The organism is Pantoea sp. 18069 (assembly GCF_902706035.1).
Classification (GTDB): Bacteria; Pseudomonadota; Gammaproteobacteria; order Burkholderiales; family Burkholderiaceae_C; genus Comamonas.
Genome location: NZ_CACSJA010000035.1, coordinates 1 through 23,500 on the forward strand (window position 1 = coordinate 1; position 23,500 = coordinate 23,500).

The 23,500-nt window shown below is 66.6% G+C and carries 19 protein-coding genes, 2 pseudogenes and 1 riboswitch; of the genes and pseudogenes, 9 read left to right on the forward strand and 12 right to left on the reverse strand.

Annotated features, from left to right (window positions below; genetic code table 11):
* Together GVL12_RS20965 and mutS are read right to left on the reverse strand one after the other, a co-directional pair.
* Positions 1 to 974, reverse strand: a 974-nt coding sequence (locus tag GVL12_RS20965; RefSeq protein ID WP_306770612.1) for a proteasome-type protease, incomplete at its 3' end; no start/stop codon positions are given.
* Positions 971 to 3,628, reverse strand: a complete 2,658-nt coding sequence (mutS, locus tag GVL12_RS20970; RefSeq protein ID WP_235033934.1) for a DNA mismatch repair protein MutS — start codon at positions 3,626 to 3,628, stop codon at positions 971 to 973. The genes GVL12_RS20965 and mutS, both read right to left, overlap by 4 nt.
* A gap of 506 nt (positions 3,629 to 4,134) precedes the next feature.
* Here mutS and GVL12_RS26390 point away from each other — a divergent pair.
* Together GVL12_RS26390 and GVL12_RS20980 are read left to right on the forward strand one after the other, a co-directional pair.
* The gene (locus GVL12_RS26390; protein WP_200843967.1) at positions 4,135 to 4,698 is read left to right on the forward strand and encodes a DUF2325 domain-containing protein; all 564 of its coding nucleotides are present in this window, start codon (positions 4,135 to 4,137) and stop codon (positions 4,696 to 4,698) included.
* Positions 4,699 to 4,955: 257 nt separating this feature from the next.
* Positions 4,956 to 6,392: a PAS domain-containing protein gene (locus GVL12_RS20980; RefSeq protein ID WP_159917505.1), complete on the forward strand. Its 1,437-nt coding sequence runs from the start codon at positions 4,956 to 4,958 to the stop codon at positions 6,390 to 6,392.
* Positions 6,393 to 6,586: 194 nt separating this feature from the next.
* Here the strand turns inward: GVL12_RS20980 and GVL12_RS20985 are convergent.
* Positions 6,587 to 7,351 (reverse strand): annotated as a pseudogene (locus GVL12_RS20985) (inositol monophosphatase family protein); the annotation flags it as partial.
* A 202-nt stretch (positions 7,352 to 7,553) separates the two neighbouring features.
* Here GVL12_RS20985 and GVL12_RS20990 point away from each other — a divergent pair.
* Positions 7,554 to 8,330: an RNA methyltransferase gene (locus GVL12_RS20990; protein ID WP_159917507.1), complete on the forward strand. Its 777-nt coding sequence runs from the start codon at positions 7,554 to 7,556 to the stop codon at positions 8,328 to 8,330.
* Between the two features lie 32 nt (positions 8,331 to 8,362).
* Positions 8,363 to 9,154, forward strand: a complete 792-nt coding sequence (gene cysE, locus GVL12_RS20995) for a serine O-acetyltransferase (RefSeq protein WP_159917508.1) — start codon at positions 8,363 to 8,365, stop codon at positions 9,152 to 9,154.
* 155 nt (positions 9,155 to 9,309) lie between these two features.
* Here the strand turns inward: cysE and GVL12_RS21000 are convergent, their stop codons facing one another.
* Positions 9,310 to 10,023, reverse strand: a complete 714-nt coding sequence (locus GVL12_RS21000) for a carbonic anhydrase (protein WP_159917509.1) — start codon at positions 10,021 to 10,023, stop codon at positions 9,310 to 9,312.
* 98 nt (positions 10,024 to 10,121) lie between these two features.
* On the opposite strand from GVL12_RS21000, the gene GVL12_RS21005 reads away from it, so the two are divergent.
* A complete protein-coding gene (locus tag GVL12_RS21005; RefSeq protein WP_159917510.1) occupies positions 10,122 to 10,781 on the forward strand; it encodes a nitroreductase in 660 nt (219 codons plus the stop codon).
* A 102-nt stretch (positions 10,782 to 10,883) separates the two neighbouring features.
* Here GVL12_RS21005 and GVL12_RS21010 read toward each other — a convergent pair whose 3' ends face one another.
* A complete protein-coding gene (locus GVL12_RS21010) occupies positions 10,884 to 11,426 on the reverse strand; it encodes a DUF2799 domain-containing protein (protein ID WP_159917511.1) in 543 nt (180 codons plus the stop codon).
* Positions 11,427 to 11,617: 191 nt separating this feature from the next.
* A riboswitch (TPP riboswitch) is annotated at positions 11,618 to 11,740 on the forward strand.
* A gap of 316 nt (positions 11,741 to 12,056) precedes the next feature.
* Here GVL12_RS21010 and thiC point away from each other — a divergent pair.
* Positions 12,057 to 13,781, forward strand: a pseudogene (thiC, locus tag GVL12_RS21015) (phosphomethylpyrimidine synthase ThiC); the annotation flags it as partial.
* A gap of 249 nt (positions 13,782 to 14,030) precedes the next feature.
* Here the strand turns inward: thiC and GVL12_RS21020 are convergent.
* From GVL12_RS21020 to yjgA, 4 genes are all read right to left on the reverse strand, one after another.
* On the reverse strand, positions 14,031 to 15,668 hold the full coding sequence (locus GVL12_RS21020; protein ID WP_159917513.1) for a methyl-accepting chemotaxis protein: 1,638 nt from the start codon (positions 15,666 to 15,668) through the stop codon (positions 14,031 to 14,033).
* 147 nt (positions 15,669 to 15,815) lie between these two features.
* Positions 15,816 to 16,994, reverse strand: a complete 1,179-nt coding sequence (locus tag GVL12_RS21025) for a multidrug effflux MFS transporter (RefSeq protein ID WP_159917514.1) — start codon at positions 16,992 to 16,994, stop codon at positions 15,816 to 15,818.
* 96 nt (positions 16,995 to 17,090) lie between these two features.
* A complete protein-coding gene (mog, locus tag GVL12_RS21030) occupies positions 17,091 to 17,699 on the reverse strand; it encodes a molybdopterin adenylyltransferase (protein WP_159917515.1) in 609 nt (202 codons plus the stop codon).
* Positions 17,692 to 18,387 (reverse strand): ribosome biogenesis factor YjgA, encoded by a 696-nt coding sequence (yjgA, locus tag GVL12_RS21035; protein ID WP_159917516.1) that lies wholly within the window; start codon positions 18,385 to 18,387, stop codon positions 17,692 to 17,694. The genes mog and yjgA overlap by 8 nt, the downstream gene beginning before the upstream one ends.
* Before the next feature lie 64 nt (positions 18,388 to 18,451).
* On the opposite strand from yjgA, the gene pmbA reads away from it, so the two are divergent.
* Both pmbA and GVL12_RS21045 read left to right on the forward strand, forming a co-directional pair.
* The gene (gene pmbA / locus GVL12_RS21040) at positions 18,452 to 19,861 is read left to right on the forward strand and encodes a metalloprotease PmbA (RefSeq protein WP_159917517.1); all 1,410 of its coding nucleotides are present in this window, start codon (positions 18,452 to 18,454) and stop codon (positions 19,859 to 19,861) included.
* Between the two features lie 128 nt (positions 19,862 to 19,989).
* Positions 19,990 to 20,370, forward strand: a complete 381-nt coding sequence (locus tag GVL12_RS21045) for a DUF305 domain-containing protein (RefSeq protein ID WP_235033935.1) — start codon at positions 19,990 to 19,992, stop codon at positions 20,368 to 20,370.
* A 237-nt stretch (positions 20,371 to 20,607) separates the two neighbouring features.
* Here the strand turns inward: GVL12_RS21045 and GVL12_RS21050 are convergent, their stop codons facing one another.
* The 3 genes from GVL12_RS21050 to GVL12_RS21060 form a co-directional block, all read right to left on the reverse strand.
* A complete protein-coding gene (locus GVL12_RS21050) occupies positions 20,608 to 21,054 on the reverse strand; it encodes a GatB/YqeY domain-containing protein (protein ID WP_159917518.1) in 447 nt (148 codons plus the stop codon).
* 113 nt (positions 21,055 to 21,167) lie between these two features.
* Entirely contained in the window at positions 21,168 to 21,380 is a 213-nt protein-coding gene (gene rpsU, locus GVL12_RS21055; RefSeq protein WP_159917519.1) for a 30S ribosomal protein S21, read from the reverse strand.
* Positions 21,381 to 21,511: 131 nt separating this feature from the next.
* Positions 21,512 to 22,744 (reverse strand): NAD(P)/FAD-dependent oxidoreductase, encoded by a 1,233-nt coding sequence (locus GVL12_RS21060; RefSeq protein ID WP_159917520.1) that lies wholly within the window; start codon positions 22,742 to 22,744, stop codon positions 21,512 to 21,514.
* 164 nt (positions 22,745 to 22,908) lie between these two features.
* On the opposite strand from GVL12_RS21060, the gene GVL12_RS21065 reads away from it, so the two are divergent.
* Positions 22,909 to 23,406 (forward strand): acyl-CoA thioesterase, encoded by a 498-nt coding sequence (locus GVL12_RS21065; RefSeq protein ID WP_159917521.1) that lies wholly within the window; start codon positions 22,909 to 22,911, stop codon positions 23,404 to 23,406.
* Positions 23,407 to 23,500: the final 94 nt, after the last annotated feature.

Sequence of the window (23,500 nt, forward strand, 5' to 3'; positions counted from 1 at the left end):
TTGGGGGGCGGGTTCGCGGGGTCGGATTCGCCGGCCATCAGATGGTCGGGATGCACCGGGGCGATGGGCAGGTGCGCGGGCGGGTGCAGCGAGGCCGCCGCGGAATAGATGCCGGTCTGGCGCAGGCCCGCGGGCGCAGCGGGCGCGGGCTGGGCGGCGACGGTGGCCGGCGTGATCTTGTGCAGGGGGTGGCAGCGCCGGCTCGCGACACGGATCGGTGCGTTGGTCGCGCCGCCGTCCCAGGCCGGGTCTTCGATGCTGTCGAATACATGGCGCAGGCGCTCGCCCCAGCTGTCGTGCAGCAGCCGGTAATAGGGGTTGCTTTCGTCTATGCAGACGATCTTGTCGCTGGCGAACTGGTCGGCTTCGTAGACGATCAGGTCCAGCGGCAGCCCGACCGACAGATTGGACTTGATGGTGCTGTCCATGGAGATTAGCGCGCACTTGGCGGCTTCGTCCAGCGGTGTCTGCGGCGTGATCACGCGGTCGAGCACGGGCTTGCCGTATTTCGATTCACCGACCTGGAAATACGGCGTCTCGTGCGTCGCCTCGATGAAGTTGCCCGCCGAGTAGACCTGGAACAGGCGCATTCCTTCGCCGCGGATCTGCCCGCCGAGCACCAGCGAGACATTGAAGTCCAGGCCCGCGCGCTTGAGCGCGACGCCGTCGCGGTCATAGACATGGCGCACGGCGGCGCCGAGAATGCGCGCGGCATCGAACATGCTGCGCGCGTTCCAGATGGTGAGCATCTCGCCCGTGCTCTCGTCACGCAATTGCTGCAATTGCAGGATTTCGCGCACCGATTGGGAAATCGACAGATTCCCGGCCGAGAGCAAGACCATGAAGCGGTCGCCCGGCGACTCGTAGACCATCATCTTGCGAAAGGAGCTGATGTGGTCGAGTCCGGCGTTGGTGCGCGAGTCGGCCAGAAACACCAGCCCCGCGTCAAGTTTGATGGCTACACAGTAGGTCATGGCTTTTGAGCGAGTCCTTGAAGAGCGTACAAAAGATCGAGGGCCTCACGCGGGCTCAGCGTATCGAGTTCCAGGGCCAGCAGGCGCTGCTGCAGCAGGCTGACTTCGGCGCGGGGTTCGGGCGTCTGCGGCGCGGCGAACAAATCCACCTGGCGCCGGTCTTCGCCAGCGCGCTCTTCCAGCGCGGCCAGCGTATGCCTAGCATGGTAGAGCACGGCGGTGGGCATTCCGGCAAGTTTAGCCACCTGGATACCATAGCTTCTGCTTGCAGGGCCGGGCTGGATTTCGTGCAGAAACACGATGTCGCTGCCCGATTCGGTCGCGCCCACATGCACGTTCACGGCCTGGCGCGCCTTGGCCGGCAGGTCGGTGAGCTCGAAGTAATGCGTGGCGAACAGCGTGAACGCGCGCGTCTTGTCGTGCAGATGGCTGGCGATGCCGCTGGCCAGCGCCAGGCCGTCGAAGGTGCTCGTGCCGCGGCCGATCTCGTCCATCAGCACCAGGCTGTGCGGCGTGGCCGCGTGCAGGATCTGCGCGGCTTCGGTCATCTCGAGCATGAAGGTCGACTGCGCGTTGGCCAGGTCGTCGGCCGCGCCTATGCGCGTGTGGATGGCGTCGATGGGCCCGAGGCGGCAGGACGCAGCCGGCACATGGCTGCCCATGCTGGCCAGCAGCACGATCAGCGCCACCTGGCGCATATAGGTCGATTTACCGCCCATGTTGGGGCCGGTGATGATCTGCATGCGCGCATTGGCGTTCATGCGCGTGTGATTGGCGATGAAGGCGCCGCTGGAGGTTTCGGCCAGCCGCGCTTCGACCACGGGGTGGCGGCCGCCTTCGATCTCTATGCAGGGCTGGCCCACGAACTCGGGCGCGCACCACTGCAGCGTCAGAGAGCGTTCGGCCAGCGTGCACAGCAGGTCCAGCGTGGCCAGCGCACCGGCCACGCGCGTCAGGCCCGGCACATGCGGCTGGAGCTGGTCGAGGATCTGCTCGTAAAGCCACTTCTCGCGCGCCAGGGCGCGCTCGTTGGCCGACAGCGCCTTGTCCTCGAAGTTCTTGAGCTCGGGCGTGATGTAACGCTCGGCGTTCTTGAGCGTCTGGCGGCGGCGGTAGTCGTCGGGCACGCGGTCGAGGTAGCTGGTCGTGACTTCGATGTAGAAGCCATGCACCTTGTTGAACTGCACGCGCAAATTGGGAATGCCGCTGCGCGCCTTCTCGCGGGTTTCGAGGTCGAGCAGGAAGCTGTCGCAGTTGGTCTGGATGGCGCGCAGCTCGTCGAGTTCGGCGTCGAAGCCCGACGCGATCACGCCGCCGTCGCGCACCAGCGCGGCGGGTTCTTCCAGCAGCGCGGCCAGCAGCAGCGCCTCGCAGCCCGCGGGCGGGAGGGTGTCGGCAAAGACCTGGTTCAGATAGCTGGACGGCGAAGCGCCGGTCGCGGCCAGCAGCTGGGCCTTGGCGAGTGTCCTGGCGAGCGCCACGAGTTCACGCGGGCGCACCTGGCGCAGCGCGATGCGCGCGGTGATGCGCTCGACATCGCTCACACCCTTGAGTTCTGCGCGCAGCATCTGCCACGGCGCCGCGCCCGAGGCCTGGTGGCCGCGCAGCACTTCGGTCGCCGCGAGGCGCTCGCGCGCGGCGCTGCGGTCGCGTTTCGGTTCGAGCATCCAGCTCTTGAGCAGGCGGCTGCCCATGCCGGTCTGGCAGGTGTCGAGCAGCGAGAACAGCGTGGGGCTGTCTTCGCCGCGCAGCGTCTTGAGCAGCTCGAGGTTGCGGCGCGTGGCCGGCGGCAGATCGATCAGCTCGTCGTCGCGCTGCACCTGCACGCTGTGCAAGTGGGTCAGCGTGCGGCCCTGGGTGTGCTCGGCATAGGACAGCAGCGCGGCCGAGGCCGCATGCGCCAGGCCCAGGCCTTCGGCATTCCAGGCCAGCAGGCTGGCCGCGCCCAGTTGCTCGAGCAGCTTGCGCTCGCCCAGCGCCTGGTCGAACTGCCAGTCGGGCCGCGGGCTCAGCGGGCAGGCGAGGCTGCCGTTCTGGCGCAGGCCGTGGAGCTGCTTCTCGAAGCGCTCGGTCACGCCGGCGCTGTAGATCACTTCGCTGGGCGCGATGCGCACCAGCCAGTCGCCGAGTTCGTCGGGCGAGCATTCGGCCAGGTGCACCCGGCCCTGGGTCACGCTGAGCCAGGCCAGGCCGCAGCGGTTGCGCGCGCCCGCATGCACGGCCAGCAGCATGGCTTCGCTCTTGTCGGACAGCAGCGCCGCATCGGTCAGCGTGCCGGGGGTGACGACGCGCACCACCTTGCGCTCTACCGGGCCCTTGTTCGCACCGACTTCGCCGACCTGCTCGCAGATCGCCACCGATTCGCCCATCTTGATCAGCCGCGCGAGGTAGTTCTCGAGCGCATGGAAAGGCACGCCGCACATCGGAATCGGCTGGCCGCCCGACTGGCCGCGCTGCGTCAGCGTGATGTCGAGCAGCCGCGTGGCCTTCTCGGCATCGGCGTAGAACAGCTCGTAGAAGTCCCCCATGCGGTAGAACACCAGCGTGTCCGGGTACCCGGCCTTGAGGCCCAGGTACTGCTGCATCATCGGCGTGTGGGCGGAAAGCGGCGTGCTGGCCAGCCCCTGGTCGGCTTCGGTATTCTCGATAATCACTTTTGAATCAATAACTTAGGTTGGCTGCTGGAATGGCGTGCAGCCCGAGGATTGCCATGAGCGCATCGCCATTTTGTGCGCTGCGGCGTAGGTTTTGGCGTAGGTTTTTCATCCACGCGGCGGCTTAAGAATTCTGAAGGGACAGCGAAGTTGCAAAGCATGCTGAAGTGTTTTCCCTGCGCTCGCCATGTCCACCCGCCTGAAGCGGGGAATACATTATTGTCGATGACGCGCCGGACCTGCGCCGCGCGTGCAGTGCCACACCCCGGGCGTGGACTTAAGCCGCGCCATCGTCAACACCCGCCGCATTGCGCCGTGCTCTGGCAGGTGTATTAATGAGAATACGTCTCAATTGATATACACTGCGGCGGAGCTCGGACAGCGCCTACCGAAGGGGGCGACACCAGGGCTCGGCCGCCGTACGATGGCCTGGCGCTCCGGGTCATTCTTCGGCATTCATTTTCCTGCGGCCCGCGTGCCGCGACCGCACCCAGCCGAGGCCGACCATGCACCTTGCCGCGCACGAAATCCCGCAACTGATCAGCGAATACCACGCGTTGATGCGCCACTTTGGCCAGGCGCAGACGCGCTGCGATGCGCTGGTGCGCGCCCAGGCCGCAGAAATCGAGCGCCTGCAAAGCCAGGCCATGCGCCTGCGCGCTGCCGTGATCGTGCGCGACACGGCGCTGTCCTGGGAGCGGTCGCAACGCATGGATGCGCTGCGCATCTGCATGCAGAACATGGCGCTGGAGCGCATGCAGTGGCAGTTGCGCGATCAGGGCGCGGCGGCCGATGCCGCATTTGCCCGAATGGAGGCCGATGCCGTTCACCAGGCGGATGCCGATATGCCGGTCGAAGACCTCGAAGGCAGCTTTGAAGCCGCCGACCTGGTGATCTGCCAGACCGGTTGCCTCAGCCACGGTGCCTACTGGCGCGTGCAGGACCACTGCCGGCGCACGGGAAAGACCTGTGTGCTGGTCGAGCAATCGGCGGCCGCGAGCATTACCGGCTTTGAGCCGTCGCCGCAGTTCGAAAGCGCCATCGAATGGTTGGCCGCGCCTGCATCTTGACCCCTGCGGTGCGTTTCCTGCGGGCGCGCCCTCTTTTTTTCAGGGGTAACCCGTGCCAGGGTTGTTAGTATCTGCCAGCGGATTTGCGCGATGGTGTCACCACATCAGTGCGCAGACCGGGCGGAAACGGGCACTACAGGCCCGTCTGCCGAGCGGCAGATAACAATGAAATGCTGGATCGCGGCGGCCACAAGCCGGTCGCGATGCACAGAGGCAAGAGGGCTGGCATGCGGGATCAGAGTGAACGAATACGGGCGATGGCGGCTTGGCGCCAGGGCCTGAATGCCATGGAGGGGTGGTTTCCGGGAGGGCCTGCGCCCACGCGCCGGGGCTCGCGCCTGCGCGATCTGCTGGGGCTCGCGCTCGCGGCCGGCATGGGCGCGCTGCTCGCGGTACAGGCGGTGACGCTGTGGCGCCTGGACGATCGCGCGCAGCAGCGCCAGCGCATTCTCGATGAGACCCGGCAGGCGCTGCTCGCGCAGACGCTGCACAGCGCCACGCTGTCGGGCGCGGTCGCGGTGGGACTGGCCGATCCGGCGATCAAGGATCTGGCGCGCGGTCTCGATGTGCCATCCGAAGTGGTGCAACTGCACTTTGCGCAGTTGCGCATGCGATTGCCGGTGCTGAGCGTGCATGTGATGGACCGCGACGGCCGCAGCATGGCCCGGGACGACAGCGAGCGCGTCTCGCCTGCGCGGCTGCAGGCCTTCCTGCCGTATTTCCGCCAGGCCCTGCAAGGCCAGGCCAGCGTGTTTGCGGCGCTTGAAGTGGGCAATTTCACGCGCAACCTGTTCTATGTGGCGCCCGTGCGCTCCAGCGAGGCAATCGATTCGCCGGTGCTGGGCGTGGTCGTGCTCAAGACCGACGCCGCCGCGCTCGATGCCGTGCTCAACCGCAACGACATGACCACCTTGCTGCTCGACCCGCATGGCGTGGCGTTTTCCTCGACGCGGGCCGACTGGCGCTATGCGATGACCGCGCCGTTGACGCAGCAGCGCATCGACGCCGTGCGCCAGAGCGGACTGTTCGGCGGACATTTCGACAACGGCGTGGCCTCGGCGCTGCCGTTTGCCGAAGACAGCCGCGAAGTGCGCGTCGACGGGGGCCTGCATGTGGTGGACAGGCGCGCGCTCAACTGGAACGACCCGGAAGGCGCGTGGCAGCTCGTGGCGCTCGACAACGTCAGCGCCTTGATGACCTGGCGCGACCGCTGGTGGGTGGCATCGGTGTCGTTTGCGCTGCTGCTGCTGGGGGGCGCGATGGTGCTGCGCCTGCGTGCGCTGGGTCGGTGCCTGCAAGCCGTGCAGCAGCGCCATGATGTGCTGCTCGAGGCGTTGCGCGTAAGCCCGGTGGCTGCGGTGCTGACCGATGCCGACGGGCGCATCGTCTGGGTGAATGCACGCTATGAGCAGGAGAGCGGCCACGCGCTGGCCGCGCTGCGCGGCAACAAGCCGTCGATGGTGGCCAGCGGACAGACGCCGCAGGCGACCTATCGCGACCTGTGGTCCACGCTGATGGCGGGCCAGCGCTGGGAGGGCCGCCTGGTCAATCGCGACAGCGCGGGCCGGCTCCATGAGGAACTGGTGCAGATCATGCCGGTGTTCGACCGCTGCGGACGGCGCATCGCGATTGTCGGCTGGCACCAGCGCCTGGGCAGCGCGGCGCCGGTGACGCCCGCCTTGCCTGCGCCCTGAACGGGGCTGTACAGGCGAAAAAAATGCCGCCTGACAAGGCGGCATTTTCTTTCAGGCGCCGGGAATCAGGCCTGGTCGTCCGCGGGAGCGGGAGCTGCTTCTTCAGCGGCCTGCGCGCCGTCTTCGGCCAGGGCCTGGCGCACGCCGGCCTTTTCGCCCGCACCGGCAAACTTGCTGTACTTGCCCAGCAGGCTGACCAGATTGCCATAGATGCGGGGGTTGCCGGCCATGCACTCGCGCTGCTCGAGGAAGTCGGCTTCACCGGTGAAGTTGCCGACCAGGCCACCGGCTTCGGTGACCAGCAGCGAGCCGGCGGCGACGTCCCAGATGCTCAGGCCGTTATGGAAGAAGCCGTCGCTGAAACCGGCGGCGACATAGGCCAGATCGAGCGCCGCCGAACCCGACTGGCGCACGCCTGCCACGCGCGGCATGACGTCGTTCACCATGGCCATATAGGCCTTGAAGTTGTCGCCCTGGCGGAAAGGAAAGCCCGTGATGATCAGGCTGTCGCGCATCTGCGCGCGCTTGCTCACGCGGATGCGGCGGTCGTTGAGGAAGGCGCCGCGGCCGCGCGTGGCGGTGAACAGGTTGTTGCGGGAAGGGTCGTAGACCACGGCGTGCTCGATCTTGCCCTTGACGGCCAGCGCGATGCTCACGCAGTACACGGGCATGCCGTGGATGAAGTTGGTCGTGCCGTCGAGCGGGTCGATGATCCAGACGAAGTCGGAATCCTTGGCGCCGAATTCCTGGCCGGTTTCCTCGGCGAGGATGCCGTGGCCGGGGTAGGCGGTCAGCAGCGTTTCGATGATGGCTTTTTCGGCCGCCTGGTCTGTTTCGGTCACGAAGTCGTTGACCTGCTTTTGTGCGATGCGCACGGATTCCACGTCAAGGGCCGCGCGGTTGATGAGGGCGCCGGCGGCGCGTGCGGCTTTGATAGCCACGTTGAGCATGGGATGCAGGGTAGACGACATAGATTGTGAGCGTTGGCGCCGCGCTGCAAAAAGGCAGCGCAACACGCGGGTAAGAACAGGGGAAGGCCGGCCTCGGCGATGCGGGCGGCGACAATGGCTGGCGATTTTACCCGGCCTGCCCGATTTGTGCTGCGCTTTGTGCTGCAACCTTTGGTGCCTGCCGCCTTTTGCCAACGCTTTTGTGAATGCCATGAAGACCCGATTCGTCCTGATCCAGACCAGCCATGCCGGCAATGTGGGGGCCGCCGCCCGCGCCATGAAGACCATGGGTTTCGACGACCTCGTGCTGGTCGCGCCGCGCTGGGAGAATGTGCTGCGGCGCGAGGAAACCATACAGCGGGCGAGTGGCGCGCTCGATGTGCTGGCCCGGGCGCGCATTGTCGAGACGCTGGACGAGGCGCTCGACGGCATGAGCCACCTGTGCGCCACGGCCATGACGCCGCGCGACTTCGGCCCGCCCACGCGCACGCCGCGCCAGCACCTTGAAATGCTGGTCCAGGGGAAGCTGCAGCCGGCGTCCGCCGAACCCGCTGCGCCCGCTGCTGCCCCCGAGACCGGCGTGGCCTTTCTGTTTGGCTGCGAGCGCTTCGGCATGGCCAACGAGGACGTCTACCGCTGCGATGTCGCGCTGTCGATTCCGTCGAACCCGCAGTTCGGCTCGCTCAACCTGGGCGCGGCCATCCAGCTGATTGCCTATGAATGGCGCCAGGCGCTGGGCGGTTTCGCGCTCGAGAACGCCGCGCCTGCGCAGCTGCCCGACCGCGCCGATGCGGCCCAGGTGGGGGGCATGCTCGCGCACTGGGAGCAGGCGCTCACGCACATCGGATTCCTTGATCCGTCGGCGCCCAAGAAGCTCATGCCGCGCCTGAACCAGCTTTTCAATCGCGCGCAACTGAGCCCCGAGGAAATCCACATCCTGCGCGGTGTCGCCAAAGCCATGCTGCAAAGCACGCCGCCAAACCGCTAGACTGATCGACTCCCCACTATTTTTTCCCCGCGATGCTCGCACGCCTGCGCTCCGATATCCAGTGCATTCTCGACCGTGATCCTGCGGCACGCAGCACCTGGGAAGTGGTGACCTGTTACCCCGGCCTGCATGCCATCTGGCTGCAGCGGCCCGCGCATTGGTGCTGGAACCATGGCCTGCGCTGGCTCGGGCGTTTCATTTCCCACCTGGGCCGCTGGCTCACGGGCATAGAGATCCATCCCGGCGCGGTGATAGGCGAGCGCGTGTTCATCGACCACGGCATGGGCGTGGTGATAGGCGAAACCGCCGTCGTCGGCGACGGCTGCACCATCTACCACGGCGTGACGCTGGGCGGCACCTCGCTGTACAAGGGCGTCAAGCGCCACCCTACGCTGGGCCGCGATGTCGTTGTGAGCGCCGGTGCCAAGGTGCTTGGCGGCTTCGAGGTCGGCGATGGCGCGAAGATCGGCAGCAACGCCGTGGTCATCAAGCCCGTGCCGGCGGGCGCGACGGCCGTGGGCATTCCCGCGCGCATCCTGCCGTCCAAGGCCGGCCAGAGCGCCGACGTCGTCGACCACGATGCGCCCGCGGCCGCGCCGCGCGCCTTCACGGCCTATGGCGTGACCCAGGAAGACGACCCGATCTCGCAGGCCATGCGCGGCCTGAGCGAAGGCGCTGCGGGCCACGAGCAGCAGATTGCGCTGCTGTGGCAGGCAATCGAGAAGCTCTCGGCCCAGACCAAGACCGACGACTGCGTGCCCTGCGAATCCGAGCGGCCGCAGAAGTTCGAGAAGGACAAGATCGACCAGTTGATGGGCAAGTAGGGCGGGGCCGCACAGGGGGGTTCGCAGCGTTCGTATCAGCAACAGCCCACGCAACTGGCGCGGCCCAACTCAGGGGCCGCGAGGAAGGGCCGTCCCGCACCGAGGCTGCCGTCCCCCTCCACCGAAGGTTGAGAGGGGGAAGCGGCGTGAGCCGCTCAGGGGGTGAGTAATTCCACCTTTCCGCTGTCCAGGTCGTAACGCGCTGCCACCACGCGCACCTTGCCCTGGGCAACGCCCTGGCCTATGGATTCGCTGCGCGTGGCGATGGCCTGCGCCGTGCGGCGCGCGTTTTCGCGCACCGCATTGTCGAGAAAATCGCCGGGCTGATCGAGCACGGCGCGCGCCGCGGGCACGATGGCTTCGACCAGCGGGGCGATGAAGCCGGGAAAGCGGGCGTTGTCCCGCACCGCCGCGCAGGCCGCGGCCACCGCGCCGCAGCGCTCGTGGCCCAGCACCACGATCAGCGACACGCCCAGCATGCTGCAGCCGTATTCGAGCGTGCCCAGCGTGGCGCTGTCGGGCAGATGGCCCGCATTGCGCGCGACGAACAGCTGGCCCAGGCCCAGGCCGCCGAACAGCAGCTCGGGCGGCACGCGGCTGTCGGCGCAGGAAACGATGGACGCCCACGGCGCCTGGTGCGTCGCGAGTTGCGCGCGCTGCTTACCCAACCGCGCCGCGCACAGCTGCGGTGCCTGGACGAAGGCCGCATTGCCGGCCTGCAGCCGGGCCAGCGCGTCGTCGGGGCTGACGGAGGGCGCGGGTGGCAGCCCTGCTGCGCGACTGCCGGCCGCGGCGCTGCACAGGCCCGCTGCGGCCAGCGTCAGAAAAGCGCGCCGGCTGCCGGCACGCGCATCGCAGATTTCACACATGATGTTCCTCTAAAGGAAGGTTAGTGGAAGCCGGCCGCCATTGTGTTCCGTCTGCGGCGGCTAGACTCGTGCGCATATCGTCTGGAGGACCCCATGCCATGAATGTGAAAGATGCCCTGCATGCGCGCCGCTCGGTGCGCGCTTTCCTGCCCCGCGTGCCCGAGGCCGCGGTGGTGCGCTCCATGCTGCACTCGGCCGCGCGCGCCGCGTCGGGCGGCAACCTGCAGCCCTGGCGTGTGACCGCGCTGACCGGTGCGCCATTGCACAAACTGCTGGCAGCCGTGGCCCAGGCAGAGCCCCGGGACGGCCCCACGGGCACATCCTATCCTCCCAGCCTCTGGGAGCCGTATCGCAGCCGCCGTTTCGAAAACGGTGAAGACCTGTACCGCACGCTGGACATAGCCCGCGAAGACAAGCCCGCAAGGTTGAACCAGCTGGCCCGCAATGCGCAGTTCTTCGGCGCGCCTGTGGGCATCTTTGTGAGCGTGGACGCGCGCATGGGGCTGGCGCAATGGGCCGACCTGGGTATCTATCTGCAATCGCTGATGCTGCTGGCCGTGGAGCAGGGGCTGGCGACCTGCGCCCAGGGATTCTGGCGCCGCTTTGGCGATACCGTGGCCACGCAGCTGGCGCTGCCCGAAGGCTATGAGGTGGCTTTCGGCATCGCGCTCGGTTGGGAAGACGTGAATGCGCCCATCAACCGCCTGCGCGCGACCCGCGCCGACCCTGGCGAATGGCTGGACCTGCAGGGCTTTTGAGGCATCCAGGCTTTGCCTGCGCTGCGCAGGGCCGCGATTTCAACGCAGCCCTGGCCTGCCGTGGCGCGGTCGGGCATGGACAAGACCTTGCTCTGGCCACTGTCAATCCAGAACGCGCATGTACATTTGCATTCGCAGTTCTTCCTTCAGGCGCTTGATCTCGGCGGTCAATTCTTCAATATCCCTGCTGCTTTTGTATGTCTTGCGTGATTCTTCACGCAGCAATTCATTCTTCGTGGAAATCTGCGATTGCAGCTCGCTGATTTTTTTCTGGAATTTGTATTTCTGATAGGCTGGCGTATATCCCGAAAGAAAATCGCTCTCGGTGTTTGGTGGGCAAAATCCGCGGTGATATGTGCCGCCATTTTGTCCATGGTAGCGGCCTGACGAAGCGGTGCAGAAACCGATGAGGCCTGCTTGCATGCCGCGATCATAGGATGATTTGTCCGCGCCCAGACCATGCTTTCTGCAGGCTTTTTCGCGTGAGGAGAATACATATTCTCCGTTCAAGGCGTCCATTTTTCCCAGCTCGTGCCAATTGGCATTCATGCAATCCGATTTGTCCATCACGGCGCAGCCGGACATTCCAAGAAATATGAAAAGAAAACTGATCCGTAGAAAAATGGATCTTGATTTCTTGTGCATTGCGGTTTCCTTTTTTCAGGTCATTCGTTGTCCATCCTGCGCATCCAGGCGGCGATGGATAGCGCGCGGCGATGGCCTCCAGGTCATTCTTGGTCACAGAAAGCCTGGCAGCGTTCCCTGCGCACGGCCGCGCCTGCTGTTGACCATTCGGCGCAACAAACAGCACCGGGGCTTCCCACACCGCTATACTCGTGCCAGCTCCGGGGTGTGCGTATGCGCTGAGATGCCAGACGGTCTGTGTGAACAGGCCGGCTGGCGAACCCGACGAACTTGATCCGGTTCATACCGGCGGAAGAAGAGCGAGACCCTGAAGCGGGGTGGGGGAGGCAGGTCGGAGTGTCACGGGCGGCGTCATGCGCGCCGCAGGCACCAGCCCAGGCTTTTCATCCACCCGCGCCACCCATGGCTGCTCGTGCACCTGGGTGCGCGTGCGGGGCAAGTCCCCGGCCGGCGGTGGTCCGTCCAAAGCCCTTGCGGCGCGTGGGCGGGCAAAAGGTCCGGCCCGGCATTCCTCGGAGCGTTGTTGATCCAACCACCACCGAGGAGACTGCGATGAATGCCCGCGAAACGGAATTTTCCACCCCCCCATCCACGTCCTTTGCGGATCTGCTCGCGCAATCGCGCCAGCCGTTTCCCGCGTCGCGCAAGAGCTATCTGCCGGGCCAGCTGCATGCCGACCTGCGCGTGCCCGTGCGCGACATTGCGCTGACCAACGGCGAACAGGTCAGCGTCTATGACACTTCGGGTCCCTATACCGACCCGAGCGTGCAGATCGATATCCGCCAGGGCCTGCCCAATCTGCGCGCGCCCTGGATAGACGCGCGCGGCGACACCGAGTGGTACGTAGGCCGCCCGCGCGTGGCGCTCGACGACGGCGGCCGCAGCGATGAGGCGCTGCGCCTCAAGCAATTGCGCGCCGAAGCCGCGGGTCTGCAGCGCCAGCCGCGCCGCGCCAGGAGCGGCGCCAACGTGTCGCAGATGCACTACGCGCGCCGCGGCATCATCACGCCCGAAATGGAGTACGTTGCGCTGCGCGAAAACGGCAGGCGTGAATGGATCGCCGCCTACCAGCAGGACACGGCGCGCGAAAGGCGCCTCGCGGGCAACCCGCTGGGCGCGAGCATTCCGCAGATCATCACGCCGGAATTCGTGCGGGATGAAGTCGCGCGCGGCCGGGCCATCATTCCGGCCAACATCAACCACCCCGAAATCGAGCCCATGGCGATAGGGCGCAACTTCAAGGTCAAGATCAACGCCAACATCGGCAACTCGGCGGTGACGTCGAGCATCGAGGAGGAAGTCGAAAAGCTGGTCTGGGCCACGCGCTGGGGCGCCGACAACGTGATGGACCTGTCCACGGGCAAGAACATCCACACCACGCGCGACTGGATACTGCGCAATTCGCCCGTGCCCATCGGCACCGTGCCCATCTACCAGGCGCTGGAGAAAGTCGGCGGCGTGGCCGAGGACCTGACCTGGGCGATCTTTCGCGACACGCTGGTCGAGCAGGCCGAGCAGGGCGTGGACTACTTCACCATCCACGCGGGCGTGCGGCTGGCGTTCATCCACCTCACGGCCGCGCGGCGCACGGGCATCGTCTCGCGCGGTGGCTCGATCATGGCCAAGTGGTGCATGACGCACCACCGCGAAAGCTTCCTCTACGAGCATTTCGAGGACATCTGCGACATCATGAAGCAGTACGACGTGAGCTTCAGCCTGGGCGACGGCCTGCGCCCGGGCTGCGCCAGCGACGCCAACGACGAAGCCCAGTTCGCCGAGCTGCAGACGCTGGGCGAGCTCACGCAGATCGCCTGGAAGCACGACGTGCAGACCATGATAGAAGGCCCTGGCCATGTGCCCATGCACCTGATCCAGGCCAACATGGAAGAGCAGCTCAAGCACTGCCACGAAGCGCCGTTCTACACGCTGGGCCCGCTGACCATCGATATCGCGCCGGGCTATGACCATATCGCCAGCGCCATCGGCGCGGCCATGATCGGCTGGATGGGCACGGCCATGCTGTGCTACGTCACGCCCAAGGAGCACCTGGGCCTGCCCGACCGCGACGACGTCAAGCAGGGCATCATGGCGTACAAGATCGCGGCCCATGCGGCCGATGTCGCCAAGGGCCATCCGGGCGCGCGCGCGCGCGACGACGCGCTGTCGCAGGCACGCTTCGATTTCCGCTGGCAGGACCAGTTCAACCTGGGGCTCGATCCCGACACGGCCCAGGCCTACCACGACGAAACCCTGCCCAAGGACGCGGCCAAGGTCGCGCATTTCTGCTCGATGTGCGGCCCCAAGTTCTGCTCGATGAAGATCACCCAGGAAGTGCGCGAATTCGCCGCGCAAAAGGGCCTGGCCGAGGATGCGGCGCTGGCCCAGGGCATGCAGGCCAAGGCGCAGGAGTTCCAGCAGGCGGGCGGGCAGTTTTACTTGCCCATCACGCCCGTGTAAGGGCACAGCCCCGAAACTAGGCGAGGCCCAGCGTCGGGGCAGCGAGGAAGGGCCGCCCCGCACCGAGGCTGCCGTCCCTGGCCGGGCGCCCCCCTCCACCGAAGGATGAGAGGGGGAAGCGACGTAGTCGCTCAAGGGGTGGTTAGTTCAGGCTGGCAAGGCGAATCGCGTGGCAATGCGCGACAAGGCGCCGGCCTGCTCCTGCAGGCTCAGCGCCGCGGCCGCCGATTCCTGCACCAGCGCGGAATTGTGCTGGGCATGGTCGCTGAGCGCATGCACGGCGGCGTGCAGCGCGGCGATGTCCTGCTGCTGGCCATGGGCCTGGCTGGTGATGTCGGCCATGCTCAGCGTTGCCTGTTCTATGGCCTTGAGCATCTGCGCGGTGCGCGTGCGCGCTTCGGTCGCCAGGCGGCTGCTTTCGCCGACCTGCGCGCCCGAGGCCTGGACCAGTTGCTTGATTTCCTTGGCCGCGGCCGCGCTGCGGTTGGCCAGCGCACGCACTTCGGCCGCGACCACGCTGAAGCCGCGGCCGTGTTCGCCCGCGCGCGCGGCTTCCACGGCGGCGTTGAGCGCCAGCAGGTTGGTCTGGAAGGCCAGCGCGTCGATCACGCCGGTGATGTCGGCAATGCGCTGCGCGCTGCCGGCCATGTGGTGGATGGTGCCGGCCAGCGCCTCGATGGAGGCACCGCTGGCCTGGGCGCTGACGCTGGCCTGCTGCGCCACCTGCTGGCCGCGGTCGGCGGCCTTGGTGGCCCGCGTCGTGGTTTCCGAGAGCATCGCGAGATGCTCGCTCGCGGCCTGCAATTGCAGCGCGCCGTGTTCGGTGCGCTGCGACAGGTCGTGGTTGCCGCGTGCGATGTCCTGCGAGGCGTGGGCCACATGGCGCGTCGCGCCCTGGAGTTGGCCGACGAGATCGCGCAGGCTGGTCTGCATGCGCGCCATCGCGCCCAGCATCTGGCCGGCTTCGTCGTGTCCGCGGCTTGCGAGGTCGGTGCGCAGGTCGAGCGCGGCCACGCGCTGGGCGGCGCTGTGCGCCAGCGCCAGCGGCTGCACGATCCAGCGGCGCAGCGCCCAGCCCAGCCACAGGCCCAGCAGCACGGATGTCGCGCACAGCGCGAGCAGCACGCGGCGCGCCGTGGCGGCGCTCTCGCCCGCTTCGCGCGCAGCGTCGTCCATGGCCTGGCGCTGGTAGCTCGACAGCGCCTGCAACTGTTGCGTGAGCGCCTGCGCGGCGGGCAGGAACTGCAGGTCCACGGTCTCGCGTATGCGCTGCGTCAGGCCGCTGTCGCGCGCCGTGACCAGCGCCGCGCTCGCGGCGAGAAAACCGGCATGGCGTTGGTCCAGCCCTTGCCACAGTGCCTGTTCGGCCGTGCCGTGCATGCTCTGGTTCACGGTCTGGCGCAGCGTGGCATAGGCGGCTTCGTCGCTCGCCACTTCGGCGCCCAGCACGTCGCCGACTTCGGGCTCGGAACTCAGCGCCATGGCCTTGAGGCGTTCGATATTGCGCGACTGCAGCCAGAACGCGTCGGCGACCTGGCGCTCGGCCGCGCTGCGTTCGGCCATCACGCGGTGCAGCGCATCCTGGCTGCGATCCAGCGCCCACAGGCCTACGCCGGCCGAGCCCCAGCCCAGTGCCAGGGCCAGCGCAAAAATCATCTGCAGCCGGGCACCGAGCGAGCGCCGCCAGGCGATGCGCGTGCGCGCCGGGGGTGTCGAATCAGCAGGGGGGGCGGCCGGAGCCAGCAGGGCCTGGGCCGGCAGTCGAAGAGCGAGGGAGGAGGGCATGGGCGGGCTGTGAAGAGAGCAGGCCCGGCGCGCCTGGGGGCGACCTCGGTGTCCGGGCGGATTGTCACATCCTAGTTACACCATGTGTCACCTATGTGACATTCCCTGTCGCTTTATGACGGACTGTGCAGCGGGCCCGCCCCTGCGTCATCCGCGGTGTTCTCTTGCAAAAAAGGCCCAAAGCGTCATTCCGCTGACGACCAGCGCCGCATGCCCCAGCGCCAGCCACAGCGCGCTGTGGAACAGCAGTGGCACCAGCGCGGAAGTGATGAGCGCGAACAGCATCATCTGCACAAAGCCCTGCAGTGATGACGCCAGGCCGCGCATCTGCGGAAAGAAACCCACGGCCTGCAGCACGACCAGCGGGCTGATCAGCGACCACGACAGCGTGTACAGCGCAATCGGCAGCACCGCCCAGGGAAGGCTGGCCGTGAAGAGCGCGTTGTAGCTTACGTTGACGACGCAGGCCAGTGCCATCAGCGCAAAGCCGATCTGCTTTTGGCGGCGCGGCGACGAACGCGACGCCAGGATGGTGCTGATGACCGAGCCCAGCATGCCGCCGCCCACCAGCGGAATGAACAGCCAGCCAAAGCCGGTCTCGTCCTGGCCCAGCAGCGTGATGACGAACTCCGCGGCCGAGGCGATGTAGACCGCCATGCCCGCGCCCATCAGGCCTATGGCCAGCAGCATGCGGCGAAACGGCTTGTGGCGGATGGCGATCAGGTAATTGTGCGCAATCGGCCGCCAGGCCAGCGGCGTGCGCTTTTCCTGTGCCAGCGTTTCGGGCAGACCGCGCCAGGCCGTGGCCAGCAGCAGCAGCGAAAACAGCGCGAGGAAACCGAATGAAGCGCGCCAGCCGCCATGCAGCTGCAGCCAGCCGCCCAGGATGGGCGCGAGCGCCGGCGCCAGGCCGAAGACCACCATGATCATGGCCATCATGCGCTGGGCCTGCGCGCCGTGGTAGCGGTCCTGCACCATCGCGCGCGATACCACCATGCCCGCGCCGGCCATCACGCCCTGGGCGGCGCGCAGCGCGATCAGCGTCTCTATGCTCGGCGACAGCGCGGCGAGCAGCGACACCAGGCCAAAGCCGGTCACGGTGAACAGCATCACGCGGCGCCGGCCTATCGCATCCGACAGCGTGCCGTAGACCAGCATCATCAGCGCCAGGCCCAGCACATAGACGCTCAGCGTCTGCTGCACCACTGCGGCGTCGACCGAGAATTCCTGGGCGATGGCGTGGAACGAGGGCAGGTAGGTGTCTATCCCCAGCGGGCCTAGCATGGTGAACAGGGCCAGCAGCAGGGTCAGTTTCAGATGTTGCATAAGCGGAAAACGGCAGCGGCCAGGGTGAACCTGGCCGGCCTGAAAATGGAAAAGGCGCCCCATGGGGGCGCGGCCCGTGCGCGGGCCGTGAAGCGCTCAGCCCGCAGCAGGGGGGCGCTGCGCACTCTTGGGGCGAAAGGCATTGCAGACTTCGCTGCGGGTCTCGAGGTAGGGGCCGCCGAGCAGATCGATGCAGTAGGGCACGGCCGCGAAGATGCCGGGCACGAGGCTCTTGCCGTCGGCGTCCTTGAGGCCTTCTAGCGTCTGGGCGATGGCCTTGGGCTGGCCCGGCAGGTTGATGACCAGGCTCTGGCCGCGGACCACCGCCACCTGGCGCGACAGAATGGCCGTGGGCACGAAGCGCAGGCTGATCTGGCGCATCTGCTCGCCAAAGCCCGGCATTTCCCTGTCGGCGATGGCCAGCGTGGCTTCGGGCGTCACATCGCGCAGCGCCGGGCCCGTGCCGCCCGTGGTCAGCACCAGGCAGCAGCCGGCGTCGACCAGCTCGACCAGCGCCTGGCTGATCACCTCCTGCTCATCGGGAATCAGCCGCGACTCCCATGTCACCGGGTTGCGCAGCGCGCGGCCCAGCCAGTCCTGCAGCGCCGGCAGGCCCTGGTCGACGTAGACACCGCTGCTCGCGCGGTCGCTGACCGACACGATGCCTATGCGCACGGGGTCGCAGGGCGCAGCGTTCTCAGTCATCGCTGTCGTCGTCGGCCGTGGGCGCCGCAGGGGGTTGGGCGCCACGAAAGCCATTGCTGCCGGAAAGCTGCTCGCGCAGCAGGGCAAACAGCTCGCGGTAGGCGCGGCTGACCTTGCGCGGAGCGCTGGGCGCGCCGTCTTCGGCGGCTTCGGCCGTTGCCGGGGTGCCGGCGGGAATGTCCTTGCGGGCCTGGCGGATCAGCGCGCGGATCTGCTGCGAATCGGTCGCGGGGAAGCTGTCCAGCCATTCGGCCAGCGCGCCGTCATCGGCCATCAGGCGCTCGCGCCATTGCTCGGCCTGCAGCACCGTGAGCTTTTCGGTCGGCGAGCCGCTGCGCTGCTCTTCCATCGCCGCGTGAATGGCCGCGACCAGGGGTTCCTCGAGCTTGCGCATGATCTTGCCGATGTATTGCATCTGGCGGCGCTTGCCTTCGAAGTTGGTGATGCGGCGCGCTTCGGCGAGCGCGTCGAGCAGCTTGTCGGACAGCTGCAGGCGCGCGAGCAGGTCGCTGCGCAGGTCCAGCAGGTCTTCACCGAGTTTTTGCAGCGCATCGCTTTCGCGCTTCATATCGGTGCGGCTGGAATCCCAGGTTCCTTTGAGTTCGGCCTTGAGTTCGAGGTCGAGTTCGCTGCCTTCGGCAACGAACTGGCCTTTCACAAAATAGCCTTTTTTTGGTTTGCGTGACATGGTAGGGGGCAATAGGGAGGGCAATGCAGGGCGCATCGCAGTGGCAAGTATCATAGCTGTCGCTATGAAAAAACCCCGCCCCCGCTCCGTAAGCACCGCCGCAACGCAGGCCGATTCCGGCTTCAGCTACAGCCGCCCCTTCTTTGAAGACCTTGTGGACCGTGCCTTGGTGCATGCCAAGAAGCTTGGCGCCACCGACGCCGGCGCCGAAGCCTCCGAGGGCTGCGGCCTGTCGGTGAGCGTGCGCAAGGGCGCCCTGGAGACCGTGGAACGCAACCGCGACAAGTCGCTGGGCGTGACCGTCTACCTGGGAAACCGCCGCGGCAATGCCAGCACCTCCGACTTCTCCGATGCCGCGATTGCACAGACCGTGCAGGCCGCGTACGACATCGCGCGCTTCACCGCCGAAGACCCCACGGGCGGCTTGCCCGATGCCGCCGACATCGCCGAACCCGGCACGCACCGTGACCTCGACCTGTTCCACCCCTGGGCGATCACCAGCGAAGAGGCCGCCGCCATCGCCATGGAATGCGAAGCCGCGGCGCTCAAGACGCACAAGCGCATCACCAACAGCGAAGGCGCGGGCGTCTCGGCCCAGCAAAGCCATTTCTTCAGCGCGCATTCGAATGGTTTTCGCGGCGGCTATGCGAGCTCGCGCCACAGCCTGTCGGTCGCGCCCATTGCCTCGCTGCCCGGGCGCAACGCCGAAATGCAGCGCGACGCCTGGTACAGCTCTATGCGCGCGGCTTCCGAGCTGGCGTCGCCGGCCGAAGTCGGCCGCTACGCCGCGCAGCGCGCGCTCAGCCGCCTGGGCAGCCGCAAGATTCCGACCACCGAATGCCCTGTGCTGTTCGAATCCACGCTGGCCGCGGGCCTGCTGGGCGGCTTCGTGCACGCGGTCAGCGGCGGTGCGCTCTACCGCAAGACCAGCTTCCTGCTCGACTCGCTGGGCAAGCCGGTGTTCCCCAAGCACATCGATGTGCTCGAGGACCCGTTCATCCTGCGCGGCAAGGGCAGCTCGCCGTTCGATGAAGAAGGCGTGCGCGTGCAGCCGCGCAAGGTCGTCGATGCGGGCCGCGTGCAAGGCTATTTCCTGTCGAGCTACTCGGCGCGCAAGCTGGGCATGAAGACCACGGGCAACTCCGGCGGCTCGCACAACCTGGTCATGAGCTCGCGCCTCACGCGCGAAGGCGATGACCTCGATGCGATGCTCAAGAAGCTGGGCACGGGTCTGTTCGTGATCGAACTCATGGGCCAGGGCGTGAACTACGTGACCGGCGACTATTCGCGCGGCGCGAGCGGCTTCTGGGTCGAGAACGGTGAAATCGCTTTCCCTGTGCATGAAATCACCATCGCCGGCAACCTCAAGACCATGTTCAAGGGCATTCAAGCCATCGGTGCCGACGCCTACAACTATGGCGCCAAGACCGTGGGTTCGGTGCTGATCAACCGCATGAAGGTTGCGGGTAGTTAAGCGATTCGATTTGCGTGGATGAAGGCCTGTGCCAGCGATGGCCCAGGCCTTTTTTTGCGCTTGCTGGCGGCGCAAGGGAACCGGGGCCGCCGGGATGTGTCTGACCCTCTTTGCACCAAGGATTTTTCATGCGCGTGATGACTCCCACTCTTTCCTGCCTGCGCGTAGCCGCTGCCGGCCTGCTGCTGGCGCTGCCGTTCGGCGCCGCCATGGCCCAGGGTGCCCACCACGGCCATGGCGCGCCGGCCCAGGCCTCGCCCATGCAGCGCGCCTATGTCGAGTCCATGGGCAAGATGCATGCCGACATGGAAAAGAGCGCGGCCGAAACCGACGCCGATGTGGCCTTTGCCAAAGGCATGCTGGCCCACCATGAAGGCGCGATCGCGATGGCGCGCATCCAGCTGCAATACGGCAAGGACCCGGCCATGCGCCAGCTCGCGCAGGAAGTGATCGCGGCGCAGGACAAGGAAATCCAGCTGATGCAGGACTGGCTCAAGGCCAGGCGCTGAGGCGGCAGCCCGGCCCCTCGACCCTTCGACCCTTCGACAAGTTCAGGACTCGGGGTGAGAGGTGGTTTCAGGGCGCGGTGAAAAATCCGTTCGGGCCGAGCCCGTCGAAGCCCGGTATTCAACGGGGGCGGCCGTTCGTGTGGAGTCGGTCGAAAGATGAGCGGCCTGCCGCCCGATACACCCACAGCACGAAAAAAGAGCGCCCTCGGGCGCTCCATTGCGATGATGCGCGGCGTATCAGCCGGCCAGCGCAGCCTTCACGGCGGCAGACACCTGGCCCATATCGGCCTTGCCCGCGAGTTGGGTCTTTACCGCGCCCATGACCTTGCCCATGTCGCCCGGGCCCTTGGCGCCGAGTTCGGCGACGATGGCCTGCACGGCGGCAGTGACTTCCTCGGCCGACATGCGCTGGGGCAGGTAGACCTTGAGCACTTCGAGCTCGGCCTTTTCCTTGTCGACCAGGTCCTGGCGGCCTGCGGTCTCGAACGCGGCAATGCTGTCCTTGCGCTGCTTGATCAGCTTGTCGACGATGGCGATGATGGCCACATCGTCGAGCACCACGCGCTCATCGACTTCCTTTTGCTTCATGGCCGCCATCAGCATGCGAATGGTGCCCAGGCGCTCGCTGTCCTTGGCGCGCATGGCGGTCTTCATGTCTTCTGTGATCTGGTCTTTGAGGCTCATGGCATTTCTCCTGAGGGTGGAAATAGGCAATCGGAAATCGTAATTCGGAAAACAAAAAACCCGCGCCTGGCGTCCCGAGCGCGGGTTTGCGGCTTTTGAAGGCCGGCTTGAGCTTAGTACAGCTTCTTGGGCAGCTGCATGCTGCGAACGCGCTTGTAGTGACGCTTCACGGCAGCGGCCTTCTTGCGCTTGCGCTCGGAAGTGGGCTTCTCGTAGAACTCGCGAGCGCGCAGGTCGGTCAGCAGGCCGAGCTTTTCGATCGTGCGCTTGAAGCGACGCAGAGCGACGTCATAGGGTTCGTTTTCTTTTACGCGGATGGTGGTCATTAGCTAATGTTTCCAAATATTTGTTGCCGACAGCGGGCGCACGGGAGATCGAGCCTGTGCGCCATGTGCGGCGGTTGTTCCCCGTCTATAACTAGTATTGGCCGACGGGGCATTGCCAGCAAAGCCAAGGATTATAGACTAGTAATTGCCGGCTGCAGAGAATTCGCGCAGGCATGGGCACTGGCCCAGGCCCACTGGAAGTTGTAGCCGCCCAGCCAGCCCGTGATGTCGACCACTTCGCCTATGCAAAACAGGCCGGGCTGCGCCCGGCACTCCATGGTCTGCTGCGACAGCACGCGGGTGTCGACGCCGCCGAGCGTGACTTCGGCTTTCTTGTAGCCTTCCGAACCATTGGGCGTGATTTCCCAGCGGCTCAGGCGCTCGGCGAGGCGGTTCAAGGCCTTGTCCGAAGCTTCGGCCACGGGCCGCTGCCATTCGGCGTCCTGGGCGACCCAGGCATCGGCCAGGCGGCTGGGCAGCCAGGCGGTGAGCTCGTTGGCGATCAGCTTGCGCGAACGCAGCTTGGCCTGTGCCAGTGCCGCGGCCAAATCCACATTGGGCGCGAGGTTGATAGACAAGGGCGTGCCCGGCTGCCAGTAGCTCGAGATCTGCAGCACGGCGGGGCCCGACAGGCCGCGGTGGGTGAACAGCAGGTCTTCGTGGAAGGCCATGCGCTCCTTCTTGCTGCCGGTGCTGATTTCGACCGGCAGCGCCAGGCCCGACAACTGCGCATAGGGTGCCCAGGCGTCGCCATCGAACGTCAGCGGCACCAGGCCCGGCGTGCGCTCGATCAGCGGCAGGCCGAACTGCTGGGCCAGCCGGTAGCCGAAGTCGGTCGCGCCGATCTTGGGAATCGACAGGCCGCCGGTGGCAATCACCAGGTTGGGTGCACGCACCGGGCCGCGGTCGGTGGCCAGCAGGTAGCCGCCTTCGCCATGGCTGACGCTGCCTGCCTTGCACGGCTGCCAGCGTTCGACGCCGCCGGCCGCGCATTCGGCGAGCAGCATGGCGATGATGTCTTCGGCCGAGCGGTCGGCAAACAGCTGGCCCTTGTGCTTTTCATGGTGGGCAATGCCATGGCGGTCCATCAGCGCGATGAAATCCGCGGGCGTGAAGCGCGACAGCGCCGAGCGGCAGAACTGCGGATTGCGGCCGACGAAGTGCCTGTGCGGCTGGCGCACATCGAGTTCACGGTTGGTGAAATTGCAGCGCCCGCCCCCCGAAATGCGGATCTTTTCGGCGACCTTGGCCGCATGGTCGATGAGCAGCACCTTGAGGCCGCGCTGGCCCGCCTGGGCGGCGCAGAAAAGGCCGGCAGCGCCGGCGCCGAGAATGATGGCGTCGTAGGAAAGAGGGGTGGTCACAGGCAGGCAGGGCAGGTCGGTGCGCCGTAGGCGCGGATGCGCGCAGCGCCGGGAGCAGCGTTGCGGGCCAGCGCGCATTGTCCCCGAGCCGCGCTCGCTTGCCCCGGCGCACGCGAATAGCCCGCGACCGGCCGCTGGTTCGCCATGTTTTTACAATCGCCGCCATGAACCAACCTGCACACCAACTCAGCATGACCGTGCTGATGTCGCCCGACATGGCCAACTTCTCCGGCAATGTGCACGGCGGCGCGATTCTCAAGCAACTCGACCAGGTCGCCTACGCCTGCGCCAGCCGCTATGCGGGCCGCTATGTGGTCACGCTGAGCGTGGACCAGGTGATGTTCCTGCAGCCCATCCATGTGGGCGAGCTCGTGACCTTCCTGGCCAGCGTCAACCACACCGGCACCTCGTCGATGGAAGTCGGCATCAAGGTGGTCGCCGAAGACATCCGCAACCAGAGCGTGCGCCATGTCAACAGCTGCTTCTTCACCATGGTCGCCGTGGATGACGATCGCAAGACCGTGCCCGTTCCCCCGCTCAAGCCGTCGAACTACGACGAGCGCCGCCGCTGGGGCGCGGCCGTGCTGCGCAAGCAGATCCGCAAGGAACAGGCCGAGCGCTTCGAGCAGGTGCGGCAGGCGGCAACACTGAGCACCCCCTGAGCCGCTGGCGCGGCTTCCCCCTCTCATCCTTCGGTGGAGGGGGACGACACCGTCGCTGCGGGGCGGCCCTTGCTCGGTGTCCCTCACCTGGGGG